The following is a 21254-nucleotide window of genomic DNA, read 5'->3' as shown; positions in this document are numbered from 1 at the left end:
AGATGAGATGCAGGACCTGAATATTTGCTGGCTGACCGGCACGTCTCTGCCGCGTTATCTCGTGACGGGAAAAGGCGTTGCCCTGAATCTGGTCGGACTGACCGCCGATGCTCTGGCCAAGGCCTGCAAAGGCGCTGCCCCTGATATCGTGGTGGTGCCGCCGGTATCGGCGGCGCTGCAGGCGGCTGGCTGGGCCCGCGCTCTGGGTGCAAAGGTCGTCGTCGATTGTCATGACAGCTATTTAGATACGCCGGCTGCCATGGCTGGGATGCGGCAGCTTTTGACGCAGGCGCATGCGGTGAGCGCCGCCTCGCCGGGGCTGGCGGCGCTGGCCAAAGAGGCCGGGCGTGTGGCCGTACAAGTCAACGATCCCTGTCTGGATGCGGCCCTCGAACCCCGCTTCGCGCCATCGGCTGATCGCGCGTTACGCCTAAGCTGGACCGGCGATGCCGGCGACCTGGGTGAAATTTCGGCGCTGCTGTCCGATCTGATCGCTTATGCCCAGCAGCGCCCTATCAGCCTCGCCATCGTGGGCAGCCTGCCGGGACCGCTGGCCGACTCACTGCGGCGCGTGCATGAGGTTACAGGCGGCCGTATGGCGGTGTCGGTAACGGAGTGGAGCGAGGCGGCCTGCCGGTCCGCGCTGGGCGATTGCGATGCCGTCATTCTGCCAGCTTCACCCGATGATCGTGGCCGTATTCGCAGTGCAAGCCGTTTGACGCAGGCCCTGCGTGCCGGCCGATTGGTTGTTGCCGGCCCGGTTTCGGCCTATGCCGCTTTCGACGCGGGTATCGTGACGGGGAACCCGCTGTCTTCAGGCCTGTATCGCGCCGAGCAGGATGTTGCAGCAGCCCGCCAGCGTATTGTCACCGGTCAGGCGCTGGTCGAAGCGCAAGCTTCGCCGGCGGCGGTGACGACGCAATGGGATGCTGTCTTCCAGGCAGCGCTTGATAGCATCGCGGTTGCACCGGTCATCGCCATGCCCCAGGGCGTGCGGTTCAACCTTGGCTGCGGCGATAAGATCCTGCCGGGCTATATAAACTGCGATGCCCTGGCCTCGCGCGGGCAGGGTGGTGCCGTCGATGTCCAGTGCAACATCACCAAGCCGTTGCCGTTTGCCGACAATGTCGCCAGCGAAGTGCTGGCCGTGCATGTGGTCGAACATATCTGGCGCTGGGAAGTGATCGATGTGCTGCGCGACTGGCGGCGTGTGATCCAGCCTGGTGGCCAGATCATCCTCGAATGCCCCAATCTGTTAAGCGCGGCGATGGAGCTGGTCAAGAATCCGGCCCTGGCTGCCGGCCCGGGTCCGGAGGGTCAGCGCAGCATGTGGGTATTCTACGGAGATCCGCGCTGGCGCGATCCGCTGATGAATCACTGCTGGGGCTATACGCCGCAGAGTCTGGCGGCGCTGCTGAGCGAAGCCGGGTTCGTCGATGTGCGGCAGGAGCCAGCGCAATTCAAGCTACGCGAGCCACGCGACATGCGGATTGTCGGCGTGAAGCCGGCAGGCTGAAGCTGGCGCGACCAGCGGTCAGGCGGCCGGTGTCACCTGTTTTGGAATCACCGAGTTTGGCGCGACGATAATGATGTTCGGCGCCGGCAGTCCCAGCCAGATATCGGGATTTTGCAGCGTCACCATGCTGGATTTCACGAAGCCTTTGACCGACTTGGCATCGACATTGGGCCAGCGTCGCTGCATCGAGGCATCCCCCAGATGCTTGGCCGACATGTATTTGACGTCGAGAATTTGGGTGATGTCGCATTGCGGCGGGTCGAAGGCGTCGAAGGCGTCCAGCGTCTGCTCGATCACCGGCTGGTCGATGCCGTAGATCGTTTTCTGGATCTCATGTAGGATTTCGTCGTTGGCAGGGGCCTGTAACTGCCGGAGCGCTTCCTGCCAGCCATGCGGCGGAATCAACTGTGCGCTCAGGGTGTGGTCGGGCTCGGCCATGTAGTTGGCGACTGGCTTGCCCAGCAGCACGGATTCCAGGCCGGTGGTGCAGTTGCCCATCAGCACGCCACTTGCGGCCATCAGCCAGGGCGCGACGGTATCACGATCGTCGACACGGACATTCGGCACGCCATCAAGCAGGTCGCGCCACATCTGCGGATTCTCATGCGGATGCGGGCGGACGACGATGTTCTTGCCTTCCGCTCCCAGGGAGCTGGCAAGACCGATAACCGTCTCGATGCCGCGTTTCTCGCGCTCGTAGGTCTCGCTGAAATAGTCTTTCTGCTGTACGGCTGCTTCATCGGCACCCAGGTGATCGAATTCCTCACGCTCGCGTTCCACCGAGCGGAAGCTGCCGGTGATTCCGAAGGATGAGTTGATCAAAACGAAGTCGCCCAGCTCCTGGTGCAGGAAATTGACATAGGGTTGATAAACCTTGCGGTTGTTGCCGCGCAGCATTTCAAGCCGGCTGTTACCGATATTGGCGATCTTTGCAAAGGGATAGGTCTCGGCCACATGTGTATCCACCGTATTCGCGGCCAGATACAGGTCGATATTCTCGGCGGCGCGGCGATCGAAGAAGAGACGCGCGTAGTTCCGGATGGATTCATCGTTGGGGATGTTGAGGATTTCCTCGCAGCATCCGACAGTACGGCTACCGAGCTGGCGTGCCAGTTCGTAATAATGGGTGCAGCGGCTCGTGGCGGTCTTGTGCCAGAAGATGCCAGCCGGCAGTTTCGGCAGATTGGTCTTCATCACCAGCTTCTGGGAGATGACGCTGGTGTAGCCCCGGCGTGCGGCGGCAACCGCGAAAAACAGCCGCGCATGCAATTCGCGTCGCTGCACCTCGCAGGACATGTAGATCGGCTTGACCTTCATCGAAACCTCGGCAGTTCTTCTAACTGTACTGGGGGGCACATTTTGTGGCCCGGAGACACCCATAAGATTGTGCGAGAGTATGGCGAGGCAATCTTACCTGAGGGTTAAATTTTGCATCGCCCGGGCGACGTCTTTTCCAATATTATTTATACATTTCAATGCATTATAGAGGTGTCGCGGTTTTACCGCTGAAACCTTGGCGGACGCTGCGATGTTTCAGCCGACGCTGCAGGGATTTCGCGCAAAAGAAAACCCGCGGCCGGTCGCCCCGCCGCGGGTCATCGCAATTGAAACCTTTTACTTAATGTCCGACTGACGGCCGTTCAGGATCTGGTACAGGATGATGGCACCGAAAGTGGCTGTACCGATGCCGCCCAGAGAAAAGCCGCCGAATTTCAGCATCAGGTCGCCGGCGCCGACGGTGAGTGCCACGCCGACCGTGATCAGGTTGCGGGCATTCGAGAAGTCGACTTTGTTCTCCACCCAGATACGGCCGGCCGTTGCCGAGATCAGACCAAACACCACCAGTGCCAGGCCACCGAGCACGGGGCCGGGAATGGTGAGGATCAGCGCGCCGAACTTGGGTGAGAAGCCGAGCAGCAGGGCGAACAGCGCCGCCACGATGAAGATCAGCGTGGAGAAGATCTTGGTCACCGCCATCACGCCCATGTTTTCGGCGTAGGTGGTCATGCCGGTGCCGCCGCCAGCGCCCGAAATCATGGTGGCGATGCCGTCGCCCAGGAAGGCGCGACCCAGAAGTGGATCGAGGTTGCGGCCGGTCATAACGCCGATCGCCTTCACATGCCCCAGATTCTCGGCCACCAGGATGATCGCCACCGGTGCGATCAGCGCCATGGCGCCAGCCTCGAAGACGGGCGCGGTGAAGTTCGGCATGCCGATCCAGGCAGCATTCATCACGCCGCTGAAGTCGATCGGCTTGCCCATGCCGGCGCCGTTAGCCAGTGCGGCATAGACGATATAGGCGGCCAGGCCGCCCAGCAGGATCGGCAGTCGCTGCAGCGTGCCGCGGGTATAGACCGCAACCACGCCGACGGCGACCACGGTGAACAGGCCGATGAAGGCGTCGAAGCCGCTGGCGCTGACGCCCTTCACCGCAATTGGCGCGAGATTGAGTCCGATCACGGCGACAATGGCGCCGGTCACCACCGGCGGCATCAGCGTCTCGATCCAGGCATGGCCGATCTTCATGACGATCAGTCCGATGATGGCATAGAGCGCGCCAGCGGCGATGATGCCACCCAGGGCCACGCCGATGTTGGTGTTAGGGCCGGCCCCGCTATATGCGGAGGCTGCAATGACAACGGCGATGAAGGAAAAGCTGGAGCCCAGGTAGCTCGGCAGCTTGCCGCCGGTGATGACGAAGAAGATCAGCGTGCTGATGCCGGAGAACAGGATCGACACGTTCGGATCGAAGCCCATCAGCAGCGGCGCCAGGACGGTGGCGCCGAACATGGCGACCACATGCTGCAGGCCGACCACAATTGTCTGCCCCATGGGCAGGCGTTCGTCCGGCGCGATCACGCCGCCGGTTTTCAGGGTCCATCGCGACAGGAAGCCGCCATCTGACTGTGTCATTGTTTTCTCCCCAGGGTTTCGTCTGCGAGTGCGAGCGGCCGGAGCGGGCGGTCTTTGGAAATGCCGCCGAGTCTTCGACCAAAGTCGATCATTCGGGGTCGCGTATCGCGTGTCAAATGGGGAAAACGAGTCGCCTTATATGATTTGTGCAATCAAGTCGGGTCAGTGGCGGCCGGTGTCAAAGAATCCAACGAGCTTGGCCAGTTGATTCGCTTGATTGGCGAGTTGCTGGGCTGATGCGGAAGTCTCCTCGACCAGTGCGCCGTTGCGCTGGGTCATCTCGTCCATCTGGCCGACAGCGGTGTTGATCTGGTCTAGGCCGGTTGCTTGTTCGCGGCTGGCGGCGGCGATCTCAGCAACAATGTCGCTGACCTTTTTCACAGCTTCCATGATGTCGGTTAGCGAACGGCCCGCCTGGCCGACCAGATCGGCGCCGCTTTTGACCTGACTGTTAGAAGTGCCGATCAGGGTCTTGATATCCTTTGACGCATCAGCCGACCGCTGCGCCAACGCCCGCACCTCCTGCGCCACCACGGCAAACCCTTTACCCGCCTCACCGGCGCGTGCGGCTTCCACCGATGCATTGAGCGCCAGCAAATTGGTCTGGAAGGCGATTTCATCGATCAGCGAGACGATATCGCCAATCTTGCGGGCACTTTCCTCAATGCCGTTCATGGCGCCGGTGACATCGGCCATGACGCGTCCGCCTTGTTCAGCAGCCGTTCGAGCCACAGCTGCCATCTGGTTGCCCGCTTCGGCATTGTCGGCATTCTGCTTCACCGTCGTGGTGATTTCATGCATTGAGGCTGCGGTTTCCTCGATACTGGCCGCCTGACTTTCAGTGCGCTGAGCCAGATCAAGGCTAGCTGTTGAGATCTCGGCCGAGGCATTGCGTACGACCTGTGCGGTCTCGGCCAGGCGGGCGGCGAAGTCACGCAGCTTGCCCGCCATGGCATTCACGCTGTCCTTGAGCTGGCCATAGACCCCGCTGTAAGCCCCATCAATCGATTGGGTCAACTTGCCTTCGGCCATCGCACCGGTCACATCAGCAAGTTCCCGTGTCATCTGCTGCAGAGTATCGGTCAGGCTGTTGAGCTGCTGGCTGATCGTGAGCAGGAAGCCTTCTTTGTCAGCTTCTATCAGCCGACCCGCGAGGTCACCGCTGGCGACGCGTTCGCAAAGGCTTGAGATCTCGGCAATGGCCTGTCGTTCCCGGGCTTCGCGTGCATTGCGTTCGCGCTCGGTCTCCTCGCGCTGGGCGGCAGCGCTGGACTCCGCGGCGCGCTTATCGATGGCATTCTGTCGGAACACAAGCAGCGCACGGCCTATCAGCCCAACCTCGTCACGGCGTCCGTCATCGCTGATTTCGATGTCCAGGTCATCCTGTGCCAGCCGTTCCATGCCTGAGATCATCCGCCGCAAAGGCCGGCTGATTGCCGCGAGCGTAATGAGTATGGCAAGTCCGAGGCCGATGGCGCCGCCGATTCCGGATTGAACCAGCATAGCAGTGATGGCCTTTTCACCATCCTCGCGGGCCTTGGCGCTGAATTCGGTGATTTCCTTGGTAATTGCGTCCTCAATCGGACGGATGCGGGCTCGGATTTCCTCGGCCTGGACCATGCCGGCAGCAGCGGCTTTTTGACTGCCTGCGACATCGCCCTGTTCGGCCAGTTGAAGGACCATACGATGAACGACTTCATAGGCACTCACGGCCTGCATCATGGCGGCAAGCCGTTGCTGGCTTTCGGCGTTATGCAGGAGACCTTTCAGATTGTCGATGCGCACGCCAAGCCGGCGTCGCTCGTCAGCGGCCTTGCTGGCTGCATCGTTCCGGCCGGCCGGCGTGGTTGCATGAGAAATCGCTTCGACCATGCGAATCCAGCTCAGTGCGTTGGCAGTACCGCGTCCAGCATTCTCGACCCGCTTGGCCTGCAGCTCGAGTTCGGCGATGTCAGTGGATAGCTCGTGCAGACCGCGATAGCCGGTCCAGACGCTGGCGGTCATCGCCAGCAGAAGCACGGCAATGACTGTCATGATTTTCCAGAGAATGCCCCAACTCTTGAATGACCGCATGATTGTGCCCCCCGCGTTTGAATTGGGATTTGCAATATATGAATGCCTAAAGAGGCGAGCTGTGCCAGAAGATTCTATCGGAGATAGAACGTAGGCGGCAGAAATTGCTTGACATTTCAATATAATCTGTGTACTGATGATATTGTCGATGGCAGACAACAAGAAAATAAGGGGAGGGCCATGGCAGCTAAGCGGGATCAGCCGATCATTATCGTCGGCGGCGGTATAGGGGGCTTGGCGACGGCTTTGGCCTTAGCGCTCAAGGGCATCGACAGCGTGGTGCTGGAACAGTCGGCTGAGTTCCGCGAGGTCGGCGCCGGGATTCAACTCGGGCCGAATGTTTTCCGCCGCTTCGACGCACTTGGCATCCGTGCTGGTATCGATGCGAAGGCGGTGTTTCCTGAAAACCTGATCATGCGCGATGCGCTGACCGGCGAGGAAGTGACGCGCATGCCGCTGGGTGAGCGGGCGCGCAAACACTGGGGCTACCCCTACGGCGTGACCCATCGCGCCGATCTGCATGGCACCTTTCTGGAAGCCTGTCGCGCGCAGCAGCGCATCACGCTGCGCACCAACACCAAGGTTGCGGCCTGGCAGGATGATGGCGACAGCGTGCGCGTGACGCTGGCCGATGGCGAGATCGTCGCGGGCAGCGCCATGGTGGCCTGCGATGGTCTGTGGTCGCAAGTGCGCGAGGATATCGTCAAGGATGGTAAGCCGCGCGTCTCCGGCCATATCGCCTATCGTGCCGTGCTGCCGGCCGCTGACGTGCCCGAAGGCCAGTTCGAAAACAACGTGGTGCTCTGGGCCGGGCCAAAGACCCATCTGGTGCATTATCCGCTGCGCAGCGGTGAGCTGTTCAATCTGGTCGCGGTGTTTCATTCCAATCGCTACGAGGAAGGCTGGAATGCCTTCGGCGATGTGGACGAGCTGAACGAGCGGTTTCAGAACCAACAGCCGCAGGTGCACCGGCTGCTCGACAAGATCGAATCCTGGCGCATGTGGGTGCTGTGCGATCGCGAACCGGTCGAGACCTGGACCAAAGGCCGCATTGCTTTACTGGGCGATGCGGCACATCCGATGCTGCAGTATCTGGCTCAGGGCGCCTGCATGGCCATCGAGGATGCGGTCTGCCTCGCCGACTGCCTGCATGAGTCGCGCATAGATCCGCAGCGGGCGTTTCTCGCCTATCAGAAGGCGCGATACCTGCGCACCGCGCGGGTGCAGGTGATGGCGCGGGTCTATGGCGATTTCTATCACGCTGCCGGCCCGGTGCGGGAATTGCGCAATATGGCGCTGTCCGGTCGCGGCGTCGACGCTGCCTATGCCGGCAACGACTGGCTTTATGGTGGCTGATCAGGACGTACGCCAGACGATATAGGCTGCCACCACAAAGATCAGGCCGGCGAAAATTCGGTTGAGCAGGCCTTTGCGTTCGGCCACATGCAGGGCCAGCCGCATGCCGGCCAGCCCGCCGATCACGCCGCCAGCGATGAACCAGGCGGCCGCGATCCAATGCACTTGGTCGGACAGGGCGTAGTTGATAGCAGTGGTGAGGCCGAAACTACCGACCGAGACAAGTGAGGCCGCCACCGCATTCAGCATCGGCATGCCGCTGCCCAGCATCAGGCCGGGCACCACCAGGAAACCGCCGCCAATGCCGAAGAAGCCGCTGACTAGGCCGGTGACTAGGCCGAGTGCCAGCAGTTTTGGCGTGTTGCTGTGGCTCAACTGCACATTGGGGTCACCGCCAGCGGCCTTCGGCCGCAACATGGCAATACCAACCGCCACCATGGCGGCGGCGAACAGCAGCAGCAGATAGTGACCATTGACCAGCTTGCCGAGGCTAGAGCCCAGTATGGCGCCTAGGACACCACTTAGGGCATAGACGCTGGCGCAGCGCCATTTGATGCTCTGACGTTGCGCATGTAGCGCCAGATTGGCGAAGGCATTGACCGCCACCGCCAGGGCGCTGGTACCGAGCGCCAGATGCGTATCGGCGATGCCGACTAGATAGAGTAGGGCCGGGACCGCGAGAATAGAGCCCCCACCGCCGATCAGGGCTAGCATGAAGCCGACCGCGCCGCCGGAGGCCAAAGCCCAGGCCGATTGAACTGCGGTCAGGCTGTGCATGGGATTACAGCGCGTCGAGCGGAATTTTCAGGTAACGTATGCCATTGCCTTCCTCTGGTGGCATCTGACCGGCACGCATATTCACCTGCACCGAGGGCAGGATAAGGCGCGGCATGTCCAGCATGGCATCGCGTTCGCGCCGCAAGGCCACGAAAGTGTCTTCATCCACGCCATCGTGTGCGTGGATATTGGCGGTGTGCTCCTCGGCTACCGTAGTTTCCCAGCGATAGTCGTCGCGGCCCGGTGCTTTGTAGTCGTGGCACATGAACAACCGGGTGTCCGGCGGCAGGCTGAAGATGCGGCGGATCGAACGATACAGTTGGCGGGCATCGCCGCCCGGGAAATCGCAGCGTGCCGTACCGTAATCGGGCATGAACAGGGTATCACCGACGAAGGCGGCGTCGCCGATCAAATAGGTCATGCAGGCCGGCGTATGACCAGGCGTATGCAGGGCTTGGGCCGCTAGATCACCGAGCCGGAAGGTTTCGCCGTCCCGGAACAGATGGTCGAACTGGCTGCCATCGCGGGCGAATTCAGTGCCGGCGTTGAAGACCTTGCCGAACACATCCTGCACGACGGTGATGTTGAAGCCGATACCGATATGGCCGCCAAGCTGTTGTTTCAGATAAGGCGCGGCAGAGAGATGGTCGGCATGGACATGAGTTTCCAGAATCCAGTCGAGCGTCAGGCCCTGCTGTCGGACAAAGGCGATCAGGATATCGGCGGAGGTTTTGCGCGTGCGTCCCGAAGCCTGATCGTAATCGAGCACAGAGTCGATGATCGCGCAGGTCTTGCTGGCCGGATCGACGACGACATAGCTGACCGTGAAGGTCGGTTCATCGAAAAAGGCATGGACCTGGGGTTTCATTCGGTCGCTCCATCACGCCGCAAAGGCTTTACGGTTCCAGGGCATCAGGGCCAGCAAGCGGGCCATGCCGCAGAAGCCGGTTAGCCCGGCGGTCATCAGGCCGCCGCCAACGAAGGCGCAGAGCAGGATGAACCAGGGCGAGACCAGCCATGCGAGGAGGACGCCAAGCAATACGACTAGGCCGGCGCCGATCTGGGCCTGGCGCGGCAGATCAAGTGGGGCTACCGCATTGAAATGCACTGGTAGGCCGGCCTTTTTCCAGCCATCCAAGCCGCCATCGAGCGTGTAGGATTCACGGAAGCCCGTCGCCAGCAAGCGCGAGGCATTGAGCGTGGTGCGGTTGCCACTGCGGCAGGTAAAGACGACTGCCTTGCCATGCTCGGCATCGAAATCATGACTGTCCATGGCCGCTAGCGGCACCAAGCGGGCACCATGGATATGCTCGCGGGCATATTCGGAGGGTTCCCGGATATCGATCAGCACTGCGCTGCCATCCTGGAGACGACGCTGCAGTTCGGTAGGGGCAATTTTCGGCATGGACATGGCGGGGTTTCCCGGACTTAGCGTTTAGGGGCGCAGAACTGGTCGTAAAGCAGGCTTATCATCGCCTCGATGCGCGGATCGGCGAGCCGGTAATAGATCGTCTGGCTGTCGCGTCGGGTGGCCACCAGGCCATCTTCGCGCAACCGGGTGAGATGCTGCGACAGTGCCGACTGGCTGAGGCCGACGGCTTCGGCCAGCGTATTAACCGAGCGCTCGGTGCCGACCAACTGACAGAGAGTGAGCAGGCGCTTCTCATTGGCGAGGGCACGCAGGAACTGGCTGGCTTCAGAGGCGCTGGCTTTCAGTCGTGACAGGTCGGTCTTACGCATGAGGGGGCCTTATTATTTGAGTAATTTCTAATTTAGAATATGCTAATATAAATGTCAAGCCGTAGTATGTGGAATTATTGCGAGAGAGGTGCATCAGGAAATGGCCGGTTTGTGAGCGAAAATTGTCAGCAGCATGGCGACGAACACGCCGCTGGCACCAAGCGCGAACAGCAGATTGTAGGAATGCGTGAGATCGAACAGGTATGAGAAGAGGTAACCTACACCGGCCGACGCGCCGGCGAAGCCGGCGGTGAGCCAGCCCCAGACCTGACGGTGCGCACCGTAGCCGACCAGTTCCACCACCCGGCCCGAGGCGAGCGCCGAGATGCCGGGTGTCATCGCGCCGACGGTGATGGCCGATACGGCCAGCGCCACCGGATGCTGCGATACCAAAGGGAGGGCGATGGCGGCGCTCTTGATGGTCAGCACGCCGATGATGCTGCGATAGAAGCCAAACCATTCGGCCGAGAAGCCGACCAGCATCGGGCCGCAGAGCGCGCCGACTCCGAACAGCACCCAGTAGAAGCCGCCGGCAGTGACGCCGAAGCCGAGGCCGCGGGCGACATAGTCGGCCCAGAAGACGGTATGCGGCACAAAGCCGGCGGAATCGAGCGTGTAGGCGGCCAGCAGCAACGCGACCGGCAAAGTGAAGGCGCGTGCCGGCGCTTCACCGGATGGTGGCGGCGGCAATGCCGCGTCGCTGTCCCACTGCTTCCATGTCAGGCCGGCGATGATCAGCGCCAGCAGCCCCATGCCGAACCAGATCGGGGCAGGCCCAAAGGATGCCAGCGCGGGCACGAGTGTGCCGGCGGTCATGATGCCAAGGCCGACGCCAGTAAAGATGATGCCGTTGGTGCGGCCACGCTGGGCCACCGGCGCACGCGACAGGATCAGCGGAATGCCGGCTACCATCAGCAGGCCGCCAGTAAAGCCGGCTATGAAGCGCCACGGTACGAACCAGGCAAAGCCCCACGGCACGGCACAGACAATGAGGCTGATGGCGGCGATCAGCATTGAGGCGCGTATCAGACGGGGTACCGGCACCAGTCTGGCCATCGTGGCGGCCAGCAGGCTGCCGGCAACATAGCCGAACAGGTTGGTGGCGCCGAGATAGCCTGCATCCCCCGCGCTGAGCCAGTTGTTCTGGACCAGCACTGGGATCAGCGGTGTATAGCCGAAGCGGGCTAGGCCAAGGCCGAGAAGCAGCGCGCAAAGCCCGGTGAAGGCATTGCGCAGGACAGGATTGAACATGGGATGGCCAGGGGCGGAATGACTAAGCCGCTATGCTACCCGGGTTGAATGATTCCGACGATGGCCAACGCCATGAAATTTGACGATGCCTGATATGGCCTTTTGTGATGCCTATTTGCCGAACAGGCCCTTCAGCTTTTCCGCCGGGGCCCCGCTAGTGCCTGTACTGCCGGCTCCGCTGCCGCCGAGCAGGCCGCCCGCTTGGTTCTTGATCAGGTCGCCAGCCTGCTTCTGCAGTTCCGTCGTGGCGACGCGGCTGGCCTGAGCACTGATCGCGCCGATCACCTTCTCGGCCACTTCTGCCGGCGTGGCGCCGCCGTTACTCTTGCCGATGTCCTTCAACTGGATGGTCGGCAGGGCGGCCGACAGAGTGCGGCCCTGCAAGGCCTGATGCGCGATCGACACGCGGCCATCGCGGATGCTCAGGTTCTCGATGATGACTTTCTTTTCCGGTTGCTTGCTGGCGGACTGGTTCGTATCGCCGGCGCTCTTGTCCGGCGTGGTCTTGCCGCCGCTGAACTTCGACGCATAAGACTGCACGTTCTTCTGCAGTGTCTCCAGGTTGCCGCCGCCGCTGGCATACTCATAAGCGACTACAGGCTGCAGGATCGTCACATCCTTGATCACGATGGGATTGGACTGCAGCGTGGCGGTATCCAGCACCACCTTGATGTCGCCCAGCGCGATGGCATCCGCACTGCTGAAGCCCTTAGGGTTTTTCACCGTCAAGGTGTTCAGTTCGCCGCTGCCTGCCGTCAGCGCCAGTTTAATCGATTTCAGGTTGACGCTCGCCTGGGTGGCTTCAGAGCCGTAGCGCTCGATGGCCGATTTCACCAGGCTGTCGAGATTGGAGAAGAAGTAGTAGCCAGCGCCGACGACGGCGACGACCAGAATGGCGAATGCGAGAGCGAGTTTCTTGATCATGGCTTTTCCTCTGTTCGGGTTTTCAGCCTGCCAGCCGCAATTATCGGACCGTCGCTGCAACGCGGCAACCATTCTGCTGCCTTCGCGACTAGGCAGGTGGGTGGAAACCCGATAAAGTTTCTCAAAACTGATATATCAGATGGGAGAGAAAATGTCCGCGACCCTCCCGGCCGGTACCGGAACCGGCCTGTCTTCTGCTAGCTCGCCCCCCTCTGGCCTGTCGCTCGCTGACCGCTTGGCGCGCTGTTACGCCTCGGCCGTTCACGACGTGCTGCGCGCCCAGGGTCATGACAACTGCTTGCTGCCCCATGAGATTCGTCCGCTGGACATCCGACAGACGCTGGCCGGCGAGGTCTGGACCGTCAGCGGCCATATCGACCGTACCAAATCCGCCCACGAAACCCTGCTGGAATGGACCGGTGTGCTGTCCAAGGCGCCCGGCGGCAAGGTGGTGATCTGTCAGCCCAATAATAAAGAAGTGGCATTGATGGGCGAGCTGTCGGCCTCAGCGCTGCAGTTGAAGGGCGTGCGCGGATATGTCGTCGATGGCGGCTGTCGCGATGCGGCGATGATCGAGGACATCGGTTTTCCAGTCTGGTGCAGCTTTTACACGCCCTCAGATATTGTGGCGCGCTGGGTGCCGGACCGCTTCGGCGCTCCCATCACCATTGGCACCGTCACCATCAGCAGCGGCGATTATGTGATCGCCGACCGTGACGGCGTGGTGATTGTGCCTGCTGCCATGGCTGCCACGGTGATCGCCCGCAACGAAGAAGTGATGGGTACCGAGGGCGAGGTGCGACGCCAGATCATGGCCGGCATGGATCCGCAGGAGGCTTACAGGCGTTATGGCAAGTTCTGAGCAGACCGATGCCCGGCTGCTGGTTCTGGCGCCGGGCGACAATATCGCGGTAGCGCGGCAGGAAATCGCCGCCGGCACTGCCGTGACGGTGGCCGGCCGCAGCGTCAGCCTGCAGCGCGCGCTGGGCTTCGGCCACAAGATCGCGTTGCGCGATATCGCAAGCGGCGAGCGAATCGTCAAATACGGTGCGCCGATCGGCCGCGCGACTGCCGCTATAGCGCTGGGCGAGTATGTGCATAACCACAATGTCGCCAGCGACTACATGCCCAATACCGTTGCGGTGGAGGCGGCGCCATGAGCGATGTGACGATGCGAGGCTGGCGTCGCGCCGACGGGCGTAAGGGCATTCGCAACTATGTCGCAGTGGCTTACCTGGTAGAATGCGCCCATCATGTCTCGAAAGAGATCGCCTGGCCGTATCGCGAGCAGGGCGCGCATGTGATCGGCTTTCCTGGCTGCTATCCCAATGCCTATGCGCTGAAGATGATGCAGCGGCTGTGCACGCACCCCAATGTTGGCGCCGTGCTGCTGATCTCGCTGGGCTGTGAGGGCTTCAACAAGAAGCTGCTGGAGCGCACCATTAAGGATAGCGGCCGTCCGGTCGAACTGCTGGCGATCCAGGAGCATGGCGGTACGCGCTCGACCATCGAGAAGGGCCGCGCCTGGGTTGAGGCGCAGCTGAAAAGCCTGGCGGCGCAGCCGACGGAGCCGATGGAGGTGTCCGAACTGGTGGTCGGCACCATCTGCGGCGGGTCCGATGCAACCTCGGGCCTGACCGCTAATCCGGCGATGGGCCGCGCCTTCGATTTCCTGGTACAGGAAAAAGCCGCCGCCATCTTCGAGGAGACCGGCGAACTGATCGGCATGGAAGATTGGATGGCCGAGCGCGCCGTGACGCCAGAATTGGGCGTCGAACTCAAGGCTTGCGTGGCTAAGGCGGCACGCTATTACGAAACGCTGGGCTATCCGAGCTTTGCCCCCGGCAATGCCGATGGCGGGCTCACCACCATCGAGGAGAAGTCGCTGGGCGCCTATGCCAAGAGCGGCGCTTCGCCGATCAGCGGCATCATCAAGCCGGGTGATATTCCGCCGCATGGCGGACTCTACCTGCTCGATGTCGTGCCGGATGGCGAAGTGCGATTCGGTTTCCCCAATATCAGCGACAATGCCGAGATCGCCGAACTGATTGCCTGTGGCTCGCACGTCATACTGTTTTCTACTGGCCGCGGTTCGGTGGTCGGCTCGGCGCTGGCACCTGTGATCAAGGTCTGCGCCAATCCGCGCACTTATACGCGAATGGCCGACGATATGGACGTCAATGCCGGACGGATACTCGAGGGTTCGGCCGATCTGGATATGGTGGGCCGCGAAATCTTCGACCTGATCAAGCAGGTGGGAGCGGGCGCGGCGACCAAGTCGGAGGGCCTCGGCCATCAGGAGTTCATTCTCACCTACAAGAGTTTCGAGCCGATCGGTCCGGCCTGTCTGCCGGCGGTGGCGTAAACACAGGAGAGCTTAATGCGTTTGGAAGGCAAGTTGGCGGTAGTGACTGCGGCGGCCCAGGGTATAGGCCGGGCTTCGGCCATCGCCTTTGCACAGGAAGGCGCCACGGTGATCGCCACGGACATCAACGAGGAAAAGCTCAAGCAGCTCGGCGCCCTGCCCAATATCCGCACGCGCAAGCTGGATGTCATGGATGCGGGGTCCATCGAGGCTTTTGCCAAAGAGGCTGGTGCCGTCGATGTGCTGTTCAACTGCGCCGGCTTCGTGCATCACGGCACGATCCTGGAAACCTCCGAGAAGGACTGGGATTTCTCCTTCGATCTCAATGTGCGCGGCATGTATCGCATGACCAAGGCCTTGCTGCCTGCCATGATCGCTGCCGGCAAAGGCGGCTCCATTGTCAATATGGCCTCGGCCTGCTCGTCGGTCAAAGGCGCGCCGAACCGCTTCGTCTATGGCACGACCAAGGCCGCCGTGATCGGCTTGACCAAGTCGATCGCCGCCGATTTCATCAAGCAGGGTATCCGCTGCAACGCGATCTGTCCGGGCACCATTCAGACGCCGTCGCTGGATGACCGTATCGCCAGTCAGGCTGTGGCCGCGGGCGGCGTTGAACAGGCGCGTGCCGGCTTCGTGGCGCGCCAGCCGCTGGGCCGTCTGGGCACGCCGGAAGAAATCTCGGCGCTGGCCGTCTATCTGGCTGCCGATGAATCCGCCTTCACCACCGGCACGATCCATGTGATCGATGGCGGCTGGTCGATCTGATCGTTCAAGCAGGTTTTCTGGGGAGACAACAATGAAACTGCTGCGTTACGGCCCGGTGGGCCAGGAAAAGCCCGGTTTGCTCGATGCGAGCGGCACCCTTCGCGACCTCTCCACCGTGGTGCCGGATATTGCTGGCAGCGTGTTGAGTCCGGCGGGACTGGACAAGCTCAAATCGCTCGATCCAGCGGCGCTGCCGGCCATTTCAGGCAATCCTCGCTTGGGGCCTTGCGTCAACCGCGTGGGCAAGTTCATCTGCATCGGCCTGAACTATTCCGATCATGCAGCCGAGACCGGCGCGACCGTGCCGCCGGAGCCGATCATCTTCATGAAGGCGACCTCGGCCATCACCGGACCGAACGACGATGTGATCATTCCGAAGAACTCGCAGAAGACCGACTGGGAAGTCGAACTGGGCGTGGTGATTGGATCGGTCGCACGCTATGTAGATGAGAAGGACGCGATGAAACATGTCGCGGGTTATTGTCTGGTCAACGACGTGTCGGAGCGTGCCTTCCAGATCGAACGCCATGGCCAGTGGACCAAGGGCAAAAGCTGCGACAGTTTCGGCCCCATCGGACCGTGGATGGTGACGGCCGATGAAGTGCCGAATCCGCAGAACCTGTCGATGTTCTGCGATATCAACGGCAAGCGTTTCCAGGACGGCTCGACCAAGACCATGGTCTACGGCGTGCGGTATCTGGTGAGCTATCTCAGCCAGTTCATGTCGCTGCAGCCGGGTGACATCATCTCGACCGGCACGCCGCCGGGTGTGGGCATGGGCCAGAAACCGCCGCTGTATCTAAAGGATGGCGACAAGATTCACCTTGGCATCCAGGGCCTGGGCGAACAGCACCAGACCGCCAAGAACTACAAAGGCTGAGTCTTCAGAGCGGTTGGGGCGGAATCTTCCCGACCGACTGGAAGAAGGCGTCCACGGCGGCGCGGCGCGGAATCGGAGCAACCGCGCCGTAGCCGATGGTGGTCAGTGCGGCGGCCGCATTGGCGTAAGTCACGGCCTCCAATGGATCGGCGCCACGCACCAGTTCGGCCAGGAAGGCGCCATCGAAGCAGTCACCGGCACCTGTGGCATCTACGGTTGGCACGCGATGGCCCTTCAGGTGCCAGCGCTTGCCGTCCTCGCCAGCCACCAGCACGCCATCGGCGCCGCATTTCAGCACGATCAGCGGAATGCCCATGGCGTGATAGAAATCCAGAATGGCTGTTGGTTCGCTCAGGCCGGTCAGCGCCGTCGCATCTTCCAGGCTGGGCAGGGCGATGTCGCTGAGTTTCAGTGCAGCATGAATGGCCTCGCGCGCAGCCTCGATCGGCCAAAGCTTGAGCCGCAGATTGGTGTCGAACGAAACCTTGCGCCCGGCCTTGCGCATGCGCTGGATCGCTGCCATGGCCGTGTCGCGCAGGGACGCGCTTACCGCTAGGGTAATCCCGGAGACATGCAGCAGTTTCGCGGATTCGAGCTCTGCGCCGGGCAGGTCGGCCGGCATCATACGGCTGGCGGCGGAATCCTTGCGGTAATAGGTGAAGGTATGGCCCTTGTCGCCATGAGTGACGAAATAGATCGCGGTCGGTGCATCGGCGCGCTGGCCCACGGTGCTGGTGTCGACCTCTTCGGTTCGCCACAGATCGAGCAGCAGGTCGCCGAACGGGTCCTGGCCCAGCAGGGTGCAGTAGGCGGCTTTCGCGCCCTGCCGCGCCGCAGCAATTGCACAATTGGACGTGTCGCCGCCGAAGCCACGCAGATACTGGTCGCTGCCGGCGCCGCCGGTCTGGTTGAACTCGACCATGGCCTCGCCAAGGCAGAGGATGTCGAACGCCATCGCGTCAGCGCCTCCCTGTTGTCTCTTTCCTAGCCGACTGGATGCAGCGCGGCAAGTCAACTGACATATCAGATATTAACTTGAGGCTGTCCGGGGCCGCTGCTACGGTGCGGTCTGGCAGGAAACAAGGTCAGCCCTCATGGCAAAAAACAGCGTCGCGCGCACCACGCGGCTGGAGCGTCCGAAATCCCTTACGGAACTGGTCAAGGATCACGTTCGCAGCCGGATCACCAATGGCGAACTGATGATGGGCGAAGCGCTGTCGGAAAACGTTTTAGCGGCCCAGCTCGGGATTTCCAAGACCCCGGTCCGCGAAGCGCTGCTGCAGCTCAAGCTGGAAGGCCTCGTGGATATCCAGCCGCAGCGCGGCAGTTTCGTCTTCTCGCTGGCGCCGGAAGAGGCGGCCGAGATGTGCCAGTACCGCGTCATCCTGGAATCGGCGGCGTTGCGCGATGCGTTGGCCAATGATGAGGCTGGGCTGGTTACGGCGCTGGAGCAGAATGTGCGTCGCATGGCCAAGGCGGTCGCCGATGACGACATGCCGGCCTATCGCCGATTGGATACCGAATATCATCTGCATATCCTGTCGCGTGCCAATAACCGTTTCCTGACCCAGGCGCATCAGCAACTGGAAATGAAGATCCAGGCCCTGCGCGCCCGCGTCACCTCAAAGCACCGCACGGTGGAGGATTCGCTGGCTGAGCATCAGAATATCGTCAAGCTGCTGCGCGCCAAGGAGCGCACCAAGGCGATGAACCTGCTTGGCGTGCACATCCGCGCCGCGTCACGCGATTACCAGATCATCCTGCAGGAGCAGGCGCGTGGCCGGGAACGCAAGAGCGGTTGAGTGGACGGAACATGGCTGAGCGCAGCGTGGGCGGAGTAACCGCAAGCATGGATATGGCCGGTCATTGGCGTGGCATCGTCTTCATGCTGCTGGGTACCGCGTTATTCACCTTCAATGATGCATTGGGTAAGTGGATGGTTGCCAGCGTCGCCGTTGGCCAGCTGCTGTTTATCCGTTCGGCCACGGCATTGGCGGTGCTGTTGCCGATTGTGCATCGCGCTGGCTGGCGCGAGGTGTTCGTCGTCGCGCAGCCAGGGCGACATATCGTCCGGCTGGTTTTTATCGTCGCCGAAGTGGCCTGCTTCTATCTGGCCGTTCGTCATCTGCCGCTGGCCGATGTGATGGCGGTCTACCAAGCGACCCCACTGATCGTGACCGTACTGGCGATCCCGCTGCTGGGTGAGATGGTAGGCTGGCGTCGCGGCTTGGCTGTCGGTATCGGCTTTATCGGCGTGTTGCTGGTGCTGCAGCCCGAAGGCGGCGTGCTGTTCACAGCGCCGGCCCTGATAGCGCTGGCGGGCAGTTTCACCTATGCGCTGTCGATGATCGCCACACGCCATCTGCGCGCGGCCAATTCGCTGTCGCTGATCGTCTACCACACCCTGGCTGTCGGTGCCGCTGGACTGCTGACTCTGCCCTGGGGCTGGTCGGCTGTGAGCGCGCTTGATATCGCCTATCTGGCTTTGATCGGTGTTGTCGCCACGGCTGCGCATATGTGCATGAACCAGGCCCTGAAGCTGGCGCCGGCTGCTGTGGTGGTGCCCTATACCTATACCTCGCTGCTCTGGGCGATCCTGCTCGGCTGGCTGTTCTTCGCTGATATTCCCACGCCGCTGATGCTGCTGGGCGCGACGATCATTGTGGCCAGTGGCTGGTTCGTCCTGCATCGCGAACGCCAGAAGAAAGCCCAAGTCTGAAATCAGCATCAGTACCGAGGAAACGCTCATGACCGAGAACAAGAAACGCCTCCGCAGCCGCGAATGGTTCGACAACCCGCATGATCCGGGCATGACGGCGCTGTATCTTGAACGCTATCTGAATTTCGGCCTCACCCTGGCCGAACTACGCGGCGGCAAGCCCATCATCGGCATTGCCCAGTCGGGCAGCGATCTGTCGCCCTGCAATCGCCATCACATGGAACTAGCCAAGCGCGTGCGCGAGGGCATCCGCGATGCCGGTGGCATTCCCTTTGAATTTCCCACCCATCCGATCCAGGAAACCGGCAAGCGCCCGACGGCGGCGCTTGACCGTAACCTGCTGTACATGACTCTGGCGGAGCTGCTGTATAGCTATCCGATCGACGGCGTCGTGCTGACCACCGGCTGCGACAAGACCACGCCCGGCATGCTGATGGCGGCAGCCACTGTCGACATTCCCGCCATCGTGTTGTCAGGCGGCCCGATGCTGGATGGCTGGTACAAGGGCCAGCGCGCTGGTTCGGGCACGGTGGTGTGGTTCGCGCGCCAGGAGCTGGCGGCCGGCCGGATCAATTACGACCAGTTCCTCGAGATGGTGGCATCTTCCGCGCCCAGTCCGGGTCATTGCAATACCATGGGCACGGCGCTGTCGATGAACAGCATGGCTGAAGCGCTGGGTATGTCGCTGCCGGGCTGTGCCTCGATCCCGGCGCCTTATCGCGAGCGTGCCCAGATGGCTTACGAGACCGGCCGCCGCGCGGTTGAGATTGTGCATGAGGACCTGAAGCCGTCGAAGATCATGACGCGCCAAGCGTTCGAGAACGCCATCGTGGCGGCGAGTGCGCTCGGCGCCTCCACCAACTGTCCGCCGCATCTGAACGCCATCGCCCGCCATATGGGCGTCGAATTGGATGTAACCGATTGGGACAAGGTCGGTTATGACATTCCGCTGCTGGTGAACCTGATGCCGGCCGGCGAATATCTGGGCGAGGGCTTCCATCATGCCGGCGGCGTGCCGGTGGTGATGCGTGAACTGCTGGAGGCGGGCAAGCTGCATGCCGATGCGCTGACCGTGAACGGCAAAAGCATGGGCGAGAATGTGAAAGGCGCGATCTGCGAGGACCGTAATGTCATTTGGCCCTACAAGAAACCGATGCTGCCGGAGGCGGGCTTTGCCGTGCTGTCGGGCTCGCTGTTCGAGTCCGCGGTGATGAAGACCTCCGTGGTGTCGGCAGAATTCCGCAAGAAGTACCTGCAGCGGCCGGGCGATCCCAATGCCTTCGAGGGGACGGCGATCGTTTTCGAGGGGCCGGAGGATTATCACGAGCGGATCAATGATCCGTCCCTGCCGATCGACGAGAACAGCATCCTGGTGATCCGCGGCACCGGGCCGATTGGCTATCCGGGTGCGGCTGAAGTGGTGAACATGTTGCCGCCGGACCGGCTGGTGAAACAGGGCATCAACCTGCTGCCCTGCATCGGCGACGGTCGCCAGAGCGGCACCTCAGGCAGCCCTTCGATCCTGAATGCCTCGCCGGAATCGGCTATCGGCGGCGGTCTGGCCCTGCTCAAGACGGGCGACAAGATCCGTATCGACCTGAACAAGCGCAGCGCCGACATCATGATTTCCAAGGACGAGCTGGAGCAACGCCGCAAGGCCTGGACACCGCCCACGCTGGTCAACCAGACGCCGTGGCAGGAGCTGCAGCGCAAATATGTGGGGCAGTTGTCCACAGGCGGATGTCTGGATTTCGCCACCGATTACCAGCGCATCGCCGAAACCCACGGCGTGCCGCGCCACAATCACTAAATGCATGGTGGCCGCCGGTTTCGCGGCGGCCACCATGCAGTCACAGCCATAGCTAGCCAGGGCCGGATACAAGCCGAAAGTCGTGTGCTGATTCCCCGCGAAGGGGACTTGGCAGGGCCGGGAGGGCTGGCTAAACTGATATATGAGATGCAACATCGGCATGAC

The 21254-nt window shown here is 61.8% G+C and carries 20 protein-coding genes; 10 read left to right on the top strand and 10 right to left on the bottom strand.

Translation table 11 applies throughout. The features are described 5' to 3' along the window. The first annotated feature begins 7 nt into the window (after positions 1–7). Complete coding sequence (locus AC1RRT_RS04005) at positions 8–1516, top strand: glycosyltransferase (RefSeq protein ID WP_493012423.1); 1509 nt, start codon at positions 8–10, stop codon at positions 1514–1516. A gap of 18 nt (positions 1517–1534) precedes the next feature. On the opposite strand, the gene AC1RRT_RS04000 is transcribed toward AC1RRT_RS04005, so the two are convergent. The 3 genes from AC1RRT_RS04000 to AC1RRT_RS03990 form a co-directional block, all read right to left on the bottom strand. Further along, positions 1535–2833, bottom strand: coding sequence for a surface carbohydrate biosynthesis protein (locus tag AC1RRT_RS04000; protein WP_493012422.1), 1299 nt, complete (start codon positions 2831–2833; stop codon positions 1535–1537). A gap of 297 nt (positions 2834–3130) precedes the next feature. Further along, entirely contained in the window at positions 3131–4429 is a 1299-nt protein-coding gene (locus tag AC1RRT_RS03995) for a solute carrier family 23 protein (protein ID WP_493012421.1), read from the bottom strand. 162 nt (positions 4430–4591) lie between these two features. Then, positions 4592–6502 carry a methyl-accepting chemotaxis protein gene (locus tag AC1RRT_RS03990; RefSeq protein WP_493012420.1) on the bottom strand — a complete coding sequence of 637 codons (1911 nt, stop codon included), beginning with the start codon at positions 6500–6502 and terminating at the stop codon, positions 4592–4594. A gap of 180 nt (positions 6503–6682) precedes the next feature. Here AC1RRT_RS03990 and AC1RRT_RS03985 point away from each other — a divergent pair, with 180 nt between their 5' ends. Further along, a complete protein-coding gene (locus AC1RRT_RS03985) occupies positions 6683–7858 on the top strand; it encodes a 3-hydroxybenzoate 6-monooxygenase (protein ID WP_493012419.1) in 1176 nt (391 codons plus the stop codon). Here AC1RRT_RS03985 and AC1RRT_RS03980 read toward each other — a convergent pair whose 3' ends face one another. The 6 genes from AC1RRT_RS03980 to AC1RRT_RS03955 all read right to left on the bottom strand — a co-directional run bounded on the left by AC1RRT_RS03980 (position 7859) and on the right by AC1RRT_RS03955 (position 12550). Next, positions 7859–8635, bottom strand: a complete 777-nt coding sequence (locus AC1RRT_RS03980) for a sulfite exporter TauE/SafE family protein (RefSeq protein ID WP_493012418.1) — start codon at positions 8633–8635, stop codon at positions 7859–7861. Between the two features lie 4 nt (positions 8636–8639). Beyond that, on the bottom strand, positions 8640–9503 hold the full coding sequence (locus tag AC1RRT_RS03975) for an MBL fold metallo-hydrolase (RefSeq protein ID WP_493012417.1): 864 nt from the start codon (positions 9501–9503) through the stop codon (positions 8640–8642). A gap of 12 nt (positions 9504–9515) precedes the next feature. After that, on the bottom strand, positions 9516–10046 hold the full coding sequence (locus tag AC1RRT_RS03970; RefSeq protein WP_493012416.1) for a rhodanese-like domain-containing protein: 531 nt from the start codon (positions 10044–10046) through the stop codon (positions 9516–9518). Between the two features lie 17 nt (positions 10047–10063). Further along, entirely contained in the window at positions 10064–10375 is a 312-nt protein-coding gene (locus AC1RRT_RS03965) for an ArsR/SmtB family transcription factor (protein WP_493012415.1), read from the bottom strand. A gap of 93 nt (positions 10376–10468) precedes the next feature. Further along, complete coding sequence (locus AC1RRT_RS03960; RefSeq protein WP_493012413.1) at positions 10469–11626, bottom strand: YbfB/YjiJ family MFS transporter; 1158 nt, start codon at positions 11624–11626, stop codon at positions 10469–10471. Positions 11627–11737: 111 nt separating this feature from the next. After that, positions 11738–12550 (bottom strand): AsmA family protein, encoded by an 813-nt coding sequence (locus tag AC1RRT_RS03955; RefSeq protein WP_493012412.1) that lies wholly within the window; start codon positions 12548–12550, stop codon positions 11738–11740. 151 nt (positions 12551–12701) lie between these two features. On the opposite strand from AC1RRT_RS03955, the gene AC1RRT_RS03950 reads away from it, so the two are divergent. From AC1RRT_RS03950 to AC1RRT_RS03930, 5 genes are read left to right on the top strand one after another with little or no spacing between them, the layout of a single operon-like run. Next, positions 12702–13412 (top strand): RraA family protein, encoded by a 711-nt coding sequence (locus AC1RRT_RS03950; protein WP_493012411.1) that lies wholly within the window; start codon positions 12702–12704, stop codon positions 13410–13412. Then, complete coding sequence (locus tag AC1RRT_RS03945) at positions 13399–13710, top strand: UxaA family hydrolase (protein WP_493012409.1); 312 nt, start codon at positions 13399–13401, stop codon at positions 13708–13710. Before AC1RRT_RS03950 ends, AC1RRT_RS03945 begins: the two co-directional genes overlap by 14 nt. Further along, positions 13707–14915, top strand: coding sequence for a UxaA family hydrolase (locus AC1RRT_RS03940; RefSeq protein WP_493012408.1), 1209 nt, complete (start codon positions 13707–13709; stop codon positions 14913–14915). Before AC1RRT_RS03945 ends, AC1RRT_RS03940 begins: the two co-directional genes overlap by 4 nt. 15 nt (positions 14916–14930) lie before the next feature. Beyond that, positions 14931–15680, top strand: a complete 750-nt coding sequence (locus tag AC1RRT_RS03935) for an SDR family oxidoreductase (protein ID WP_493012407.1) — start codon at positions 14931–14933, stop codon at positions 15678–15680. Positions 15681–15711: 31 nt separating this feature from the next. Continuing rightward, entirely contained in the window at positions 15712–16560 is an 849-nt protein-coding gene (locus tag AC1RRT_RS03930; RefSeq protein WP_493012406.1) for a fumarylacetoacetate hydrolase family protein, read from the top strand. 4 nt (positions 16561–16564) lie between these two features. Here the strand turns inward: AC1RRT_RS03930 and AC1RRT_RS03925 are convergent, their stop codons facing one another. Next, positions 16565–17515, bottom strand: a complete 951-nt coding sequence (locus AC1RRT_RS03925) for a sugar kinase (protein ID WP_493012405.1) — start codon at positions 17513–17515, stop codon at positions 16565–16567. Between the two features lie 139 nt (positions 17516–17654). Here AC1RRT_RS03925 and AC1RRT_RS03920 point away from each other — a divergent pair, with 139 nt between their 5' ends. Genes AC1RRT_RS03920 through AC1RRT_RS03910 form a run of 3 tightly spaced genes read left to right on the top strand, consistent with a single transcriptional unit; the run spans position 17655 to position 21089 of the window. Further along, positions 17655–18362, top strand: a complete 708-nt coding sequence (locus AC1RRT_RS03920) for a GntR family transcriptional regulator (RefSeq protein ID WP_493012404.1) — start codon at positions 17655–17657, stop codon at positions 18360–18362. A 47-nt stretch (positions 18363–18409) separates the two neighbouring features. Continuing rightward, the gene (locus AC1RRT_RS03915) at positions 18410–19279 is read left to right on the top strand and encodes a DMT family transporter (RefSeq protein WP_493012402.1); all 870 of its coding nucleotides are present in this window, start codon (positions 18410–18412) and stop codon (positions 19277–19279) included. Between the two features lie 28 nt (positions 19280–19307). After that, positions 19308–21089: an IlvD/Edd family dehydratase gene (locus AC1RRT_RS03910; RefSeq protein WP_493012401.1), complete on the top strand. Its 1782-nt coding sequence runs from the start codon at positions 19308–19310 to the stop codon at positions 21087–21089. Positions 21090–21254: the final 165 nt, after the last annotated feature.

It is taken from the genome of Ferrovibrio sp. GW821-FHT12B10 (assembly GCF_058807515.1).
The sequence above is the reverse complement of the archived record's forward strand: the minus strand, read 5'-3'. Positions and strand labels throughout refer to the sequence as shown.

Bases quoted from the DNA above. Each gene is read 5' to 3' on its own strand.
- AC1RRT_RS04005 (WP_493012423.1), top strand. From the start codon at position 8: ATGCAGGACCTGAATATTTGCTGGCTGACCGGCACGTCTCTGCCGCGT.
- AC1RRT_RS04000 (WP_493012422.1), bottom strand. From the start codon at position 2,833: ATGAAGGTCAAGCCGATCTACATGTCCTGCGAGGTGCAGCGACGCGAA.
- AC1RRT_RS03995 (WP_493012421.1), bottom strand. From the start codon at position 4,429: ATGACACAGTCAGATGGCGGCTTCCTGTCGCGATGGACCCTGAAAACC.
- AC1RRT_RS03990 (WP_493012420.1), bottom strand. From the start codon at position 6,502: ATGCGGTCATTCAAGAGTTGGGGCATTCTCTGGAAAATCATGACAGTC.
- AC1RRT_RS03985 (WP_493012419.1), top strand. From the start codon at position 6,683: ATGGCAGCTAAGCGGGATCAGCCGATCATTATCGTCGGCGGCGGTATA.
- AC1RRT_RS03980 (WP_493012418.1), bottom strand. From the start codon at position 8,635: ATGCACAGCCTGACCGCAGTTCAATCGGCCTGGGCTTTGGCCTCCGGC.
- AC1RRT_RS03975 (WP_493012417.1), bottom strand. From the start codon at position 9,503: ATGAAACCCCAGGTCCATGCCTTTTTCGATGAACCGACCTTCACGGTC.
- AC1RRT_RS03970 (WP_493012416.1), bottom strand. From the start codon at position 10,046: ATGTCCATGCCGAAAATTGCCCCTACCGAACTGCAGCGTCGTCTCCAG.
- AC1RRT_RS03965 (WP_493012415.1), bottom strand. From the start codon at position 10,375: ATGCGTAAGACCGACCTGTCACGACTGAAAGCCAGCGCCTCTGAAGCC.
- AC1RRT_RS03960 (WP_493012413.1), bottom strand. From the start codon at position 11,626: ATGTTCAATCCTGTCCTGCGCAATGCCTTCACCGGGCTTTGCGCGCTG.
- AC1RRT_RS03955 (WP_493012412.1), bottom strand. From the start codon at position 12,550: ATGATCAAGAAACTCGCTCTCGCATTCGCCATTCTGGTCGTCGCCGTC.
- AC1RRT_RS03950 (WP_493012411.1), top strand. From the start codon at position 12,702: ATGTCCGCGACCCTCCCGGCCGGTACCGGAACCGGCCTGTCTTCTGCT.
- AC1RRT_RS03945 (WP_493012409.1), top strand. From the start codon at position 13,399: ATGGCAAGTTCTGAGCAGACCGATGCCCGGCTGCTGGTTCTGGCGCCG.
- AC1RRT_RS03940 (WP_493012408.1), top strand. From the start codon at position 13,707: ATGAGCGATGTGACGATGCGAGGCTGGCGTCGCGCCGACGGGCGTAAG.
- AC1RRT_RS03935 (WP_493012407.1), top strand. From the start codon at position 14,931: ATGCGTTTGGAAGGCAAGTTGGCGGTAGTGACTGCGGCGGCCCAGGGT.
- AC1RRT_RS03930 (WP_493012406.1), top strand. From the start codon at position 15,712: ATGAAACTGCTGCGTTACGGCCCGGTGGGCCAGGAAAAGCCCGGTTTG.
- AC1RRT_RS03925 (WP_493012405.1), bottom strand. From the start codon at position 17,515: ATGGCGTTCGACATCCTCTGCCTTGGCGAGGCCATGGTCGAGTTCAAC.
- AC1RRT_RS03920 (WP_493012404.1), top strand. From the start codon at position 17,655: ATGGCAAAAAACAGCGTCGCGCGCACCACGCGGCTGGAGCGTCCGAAA.
- AC1RRT_RS03915 (WP_493012402.1), top strand. From the start codon at position 18,410: ATGGATATGGCCGGTCATTGGCGTGGCATCGTCTTCATGCTGCTGGGT.
- AC1RRT_RS03910 (WP_493012401.1), top strand. From the start codon at position 19,308: ATGACCGAGAACAAGAAACGCCTCCGCAGCCGCGAATGGTTCGACAAC.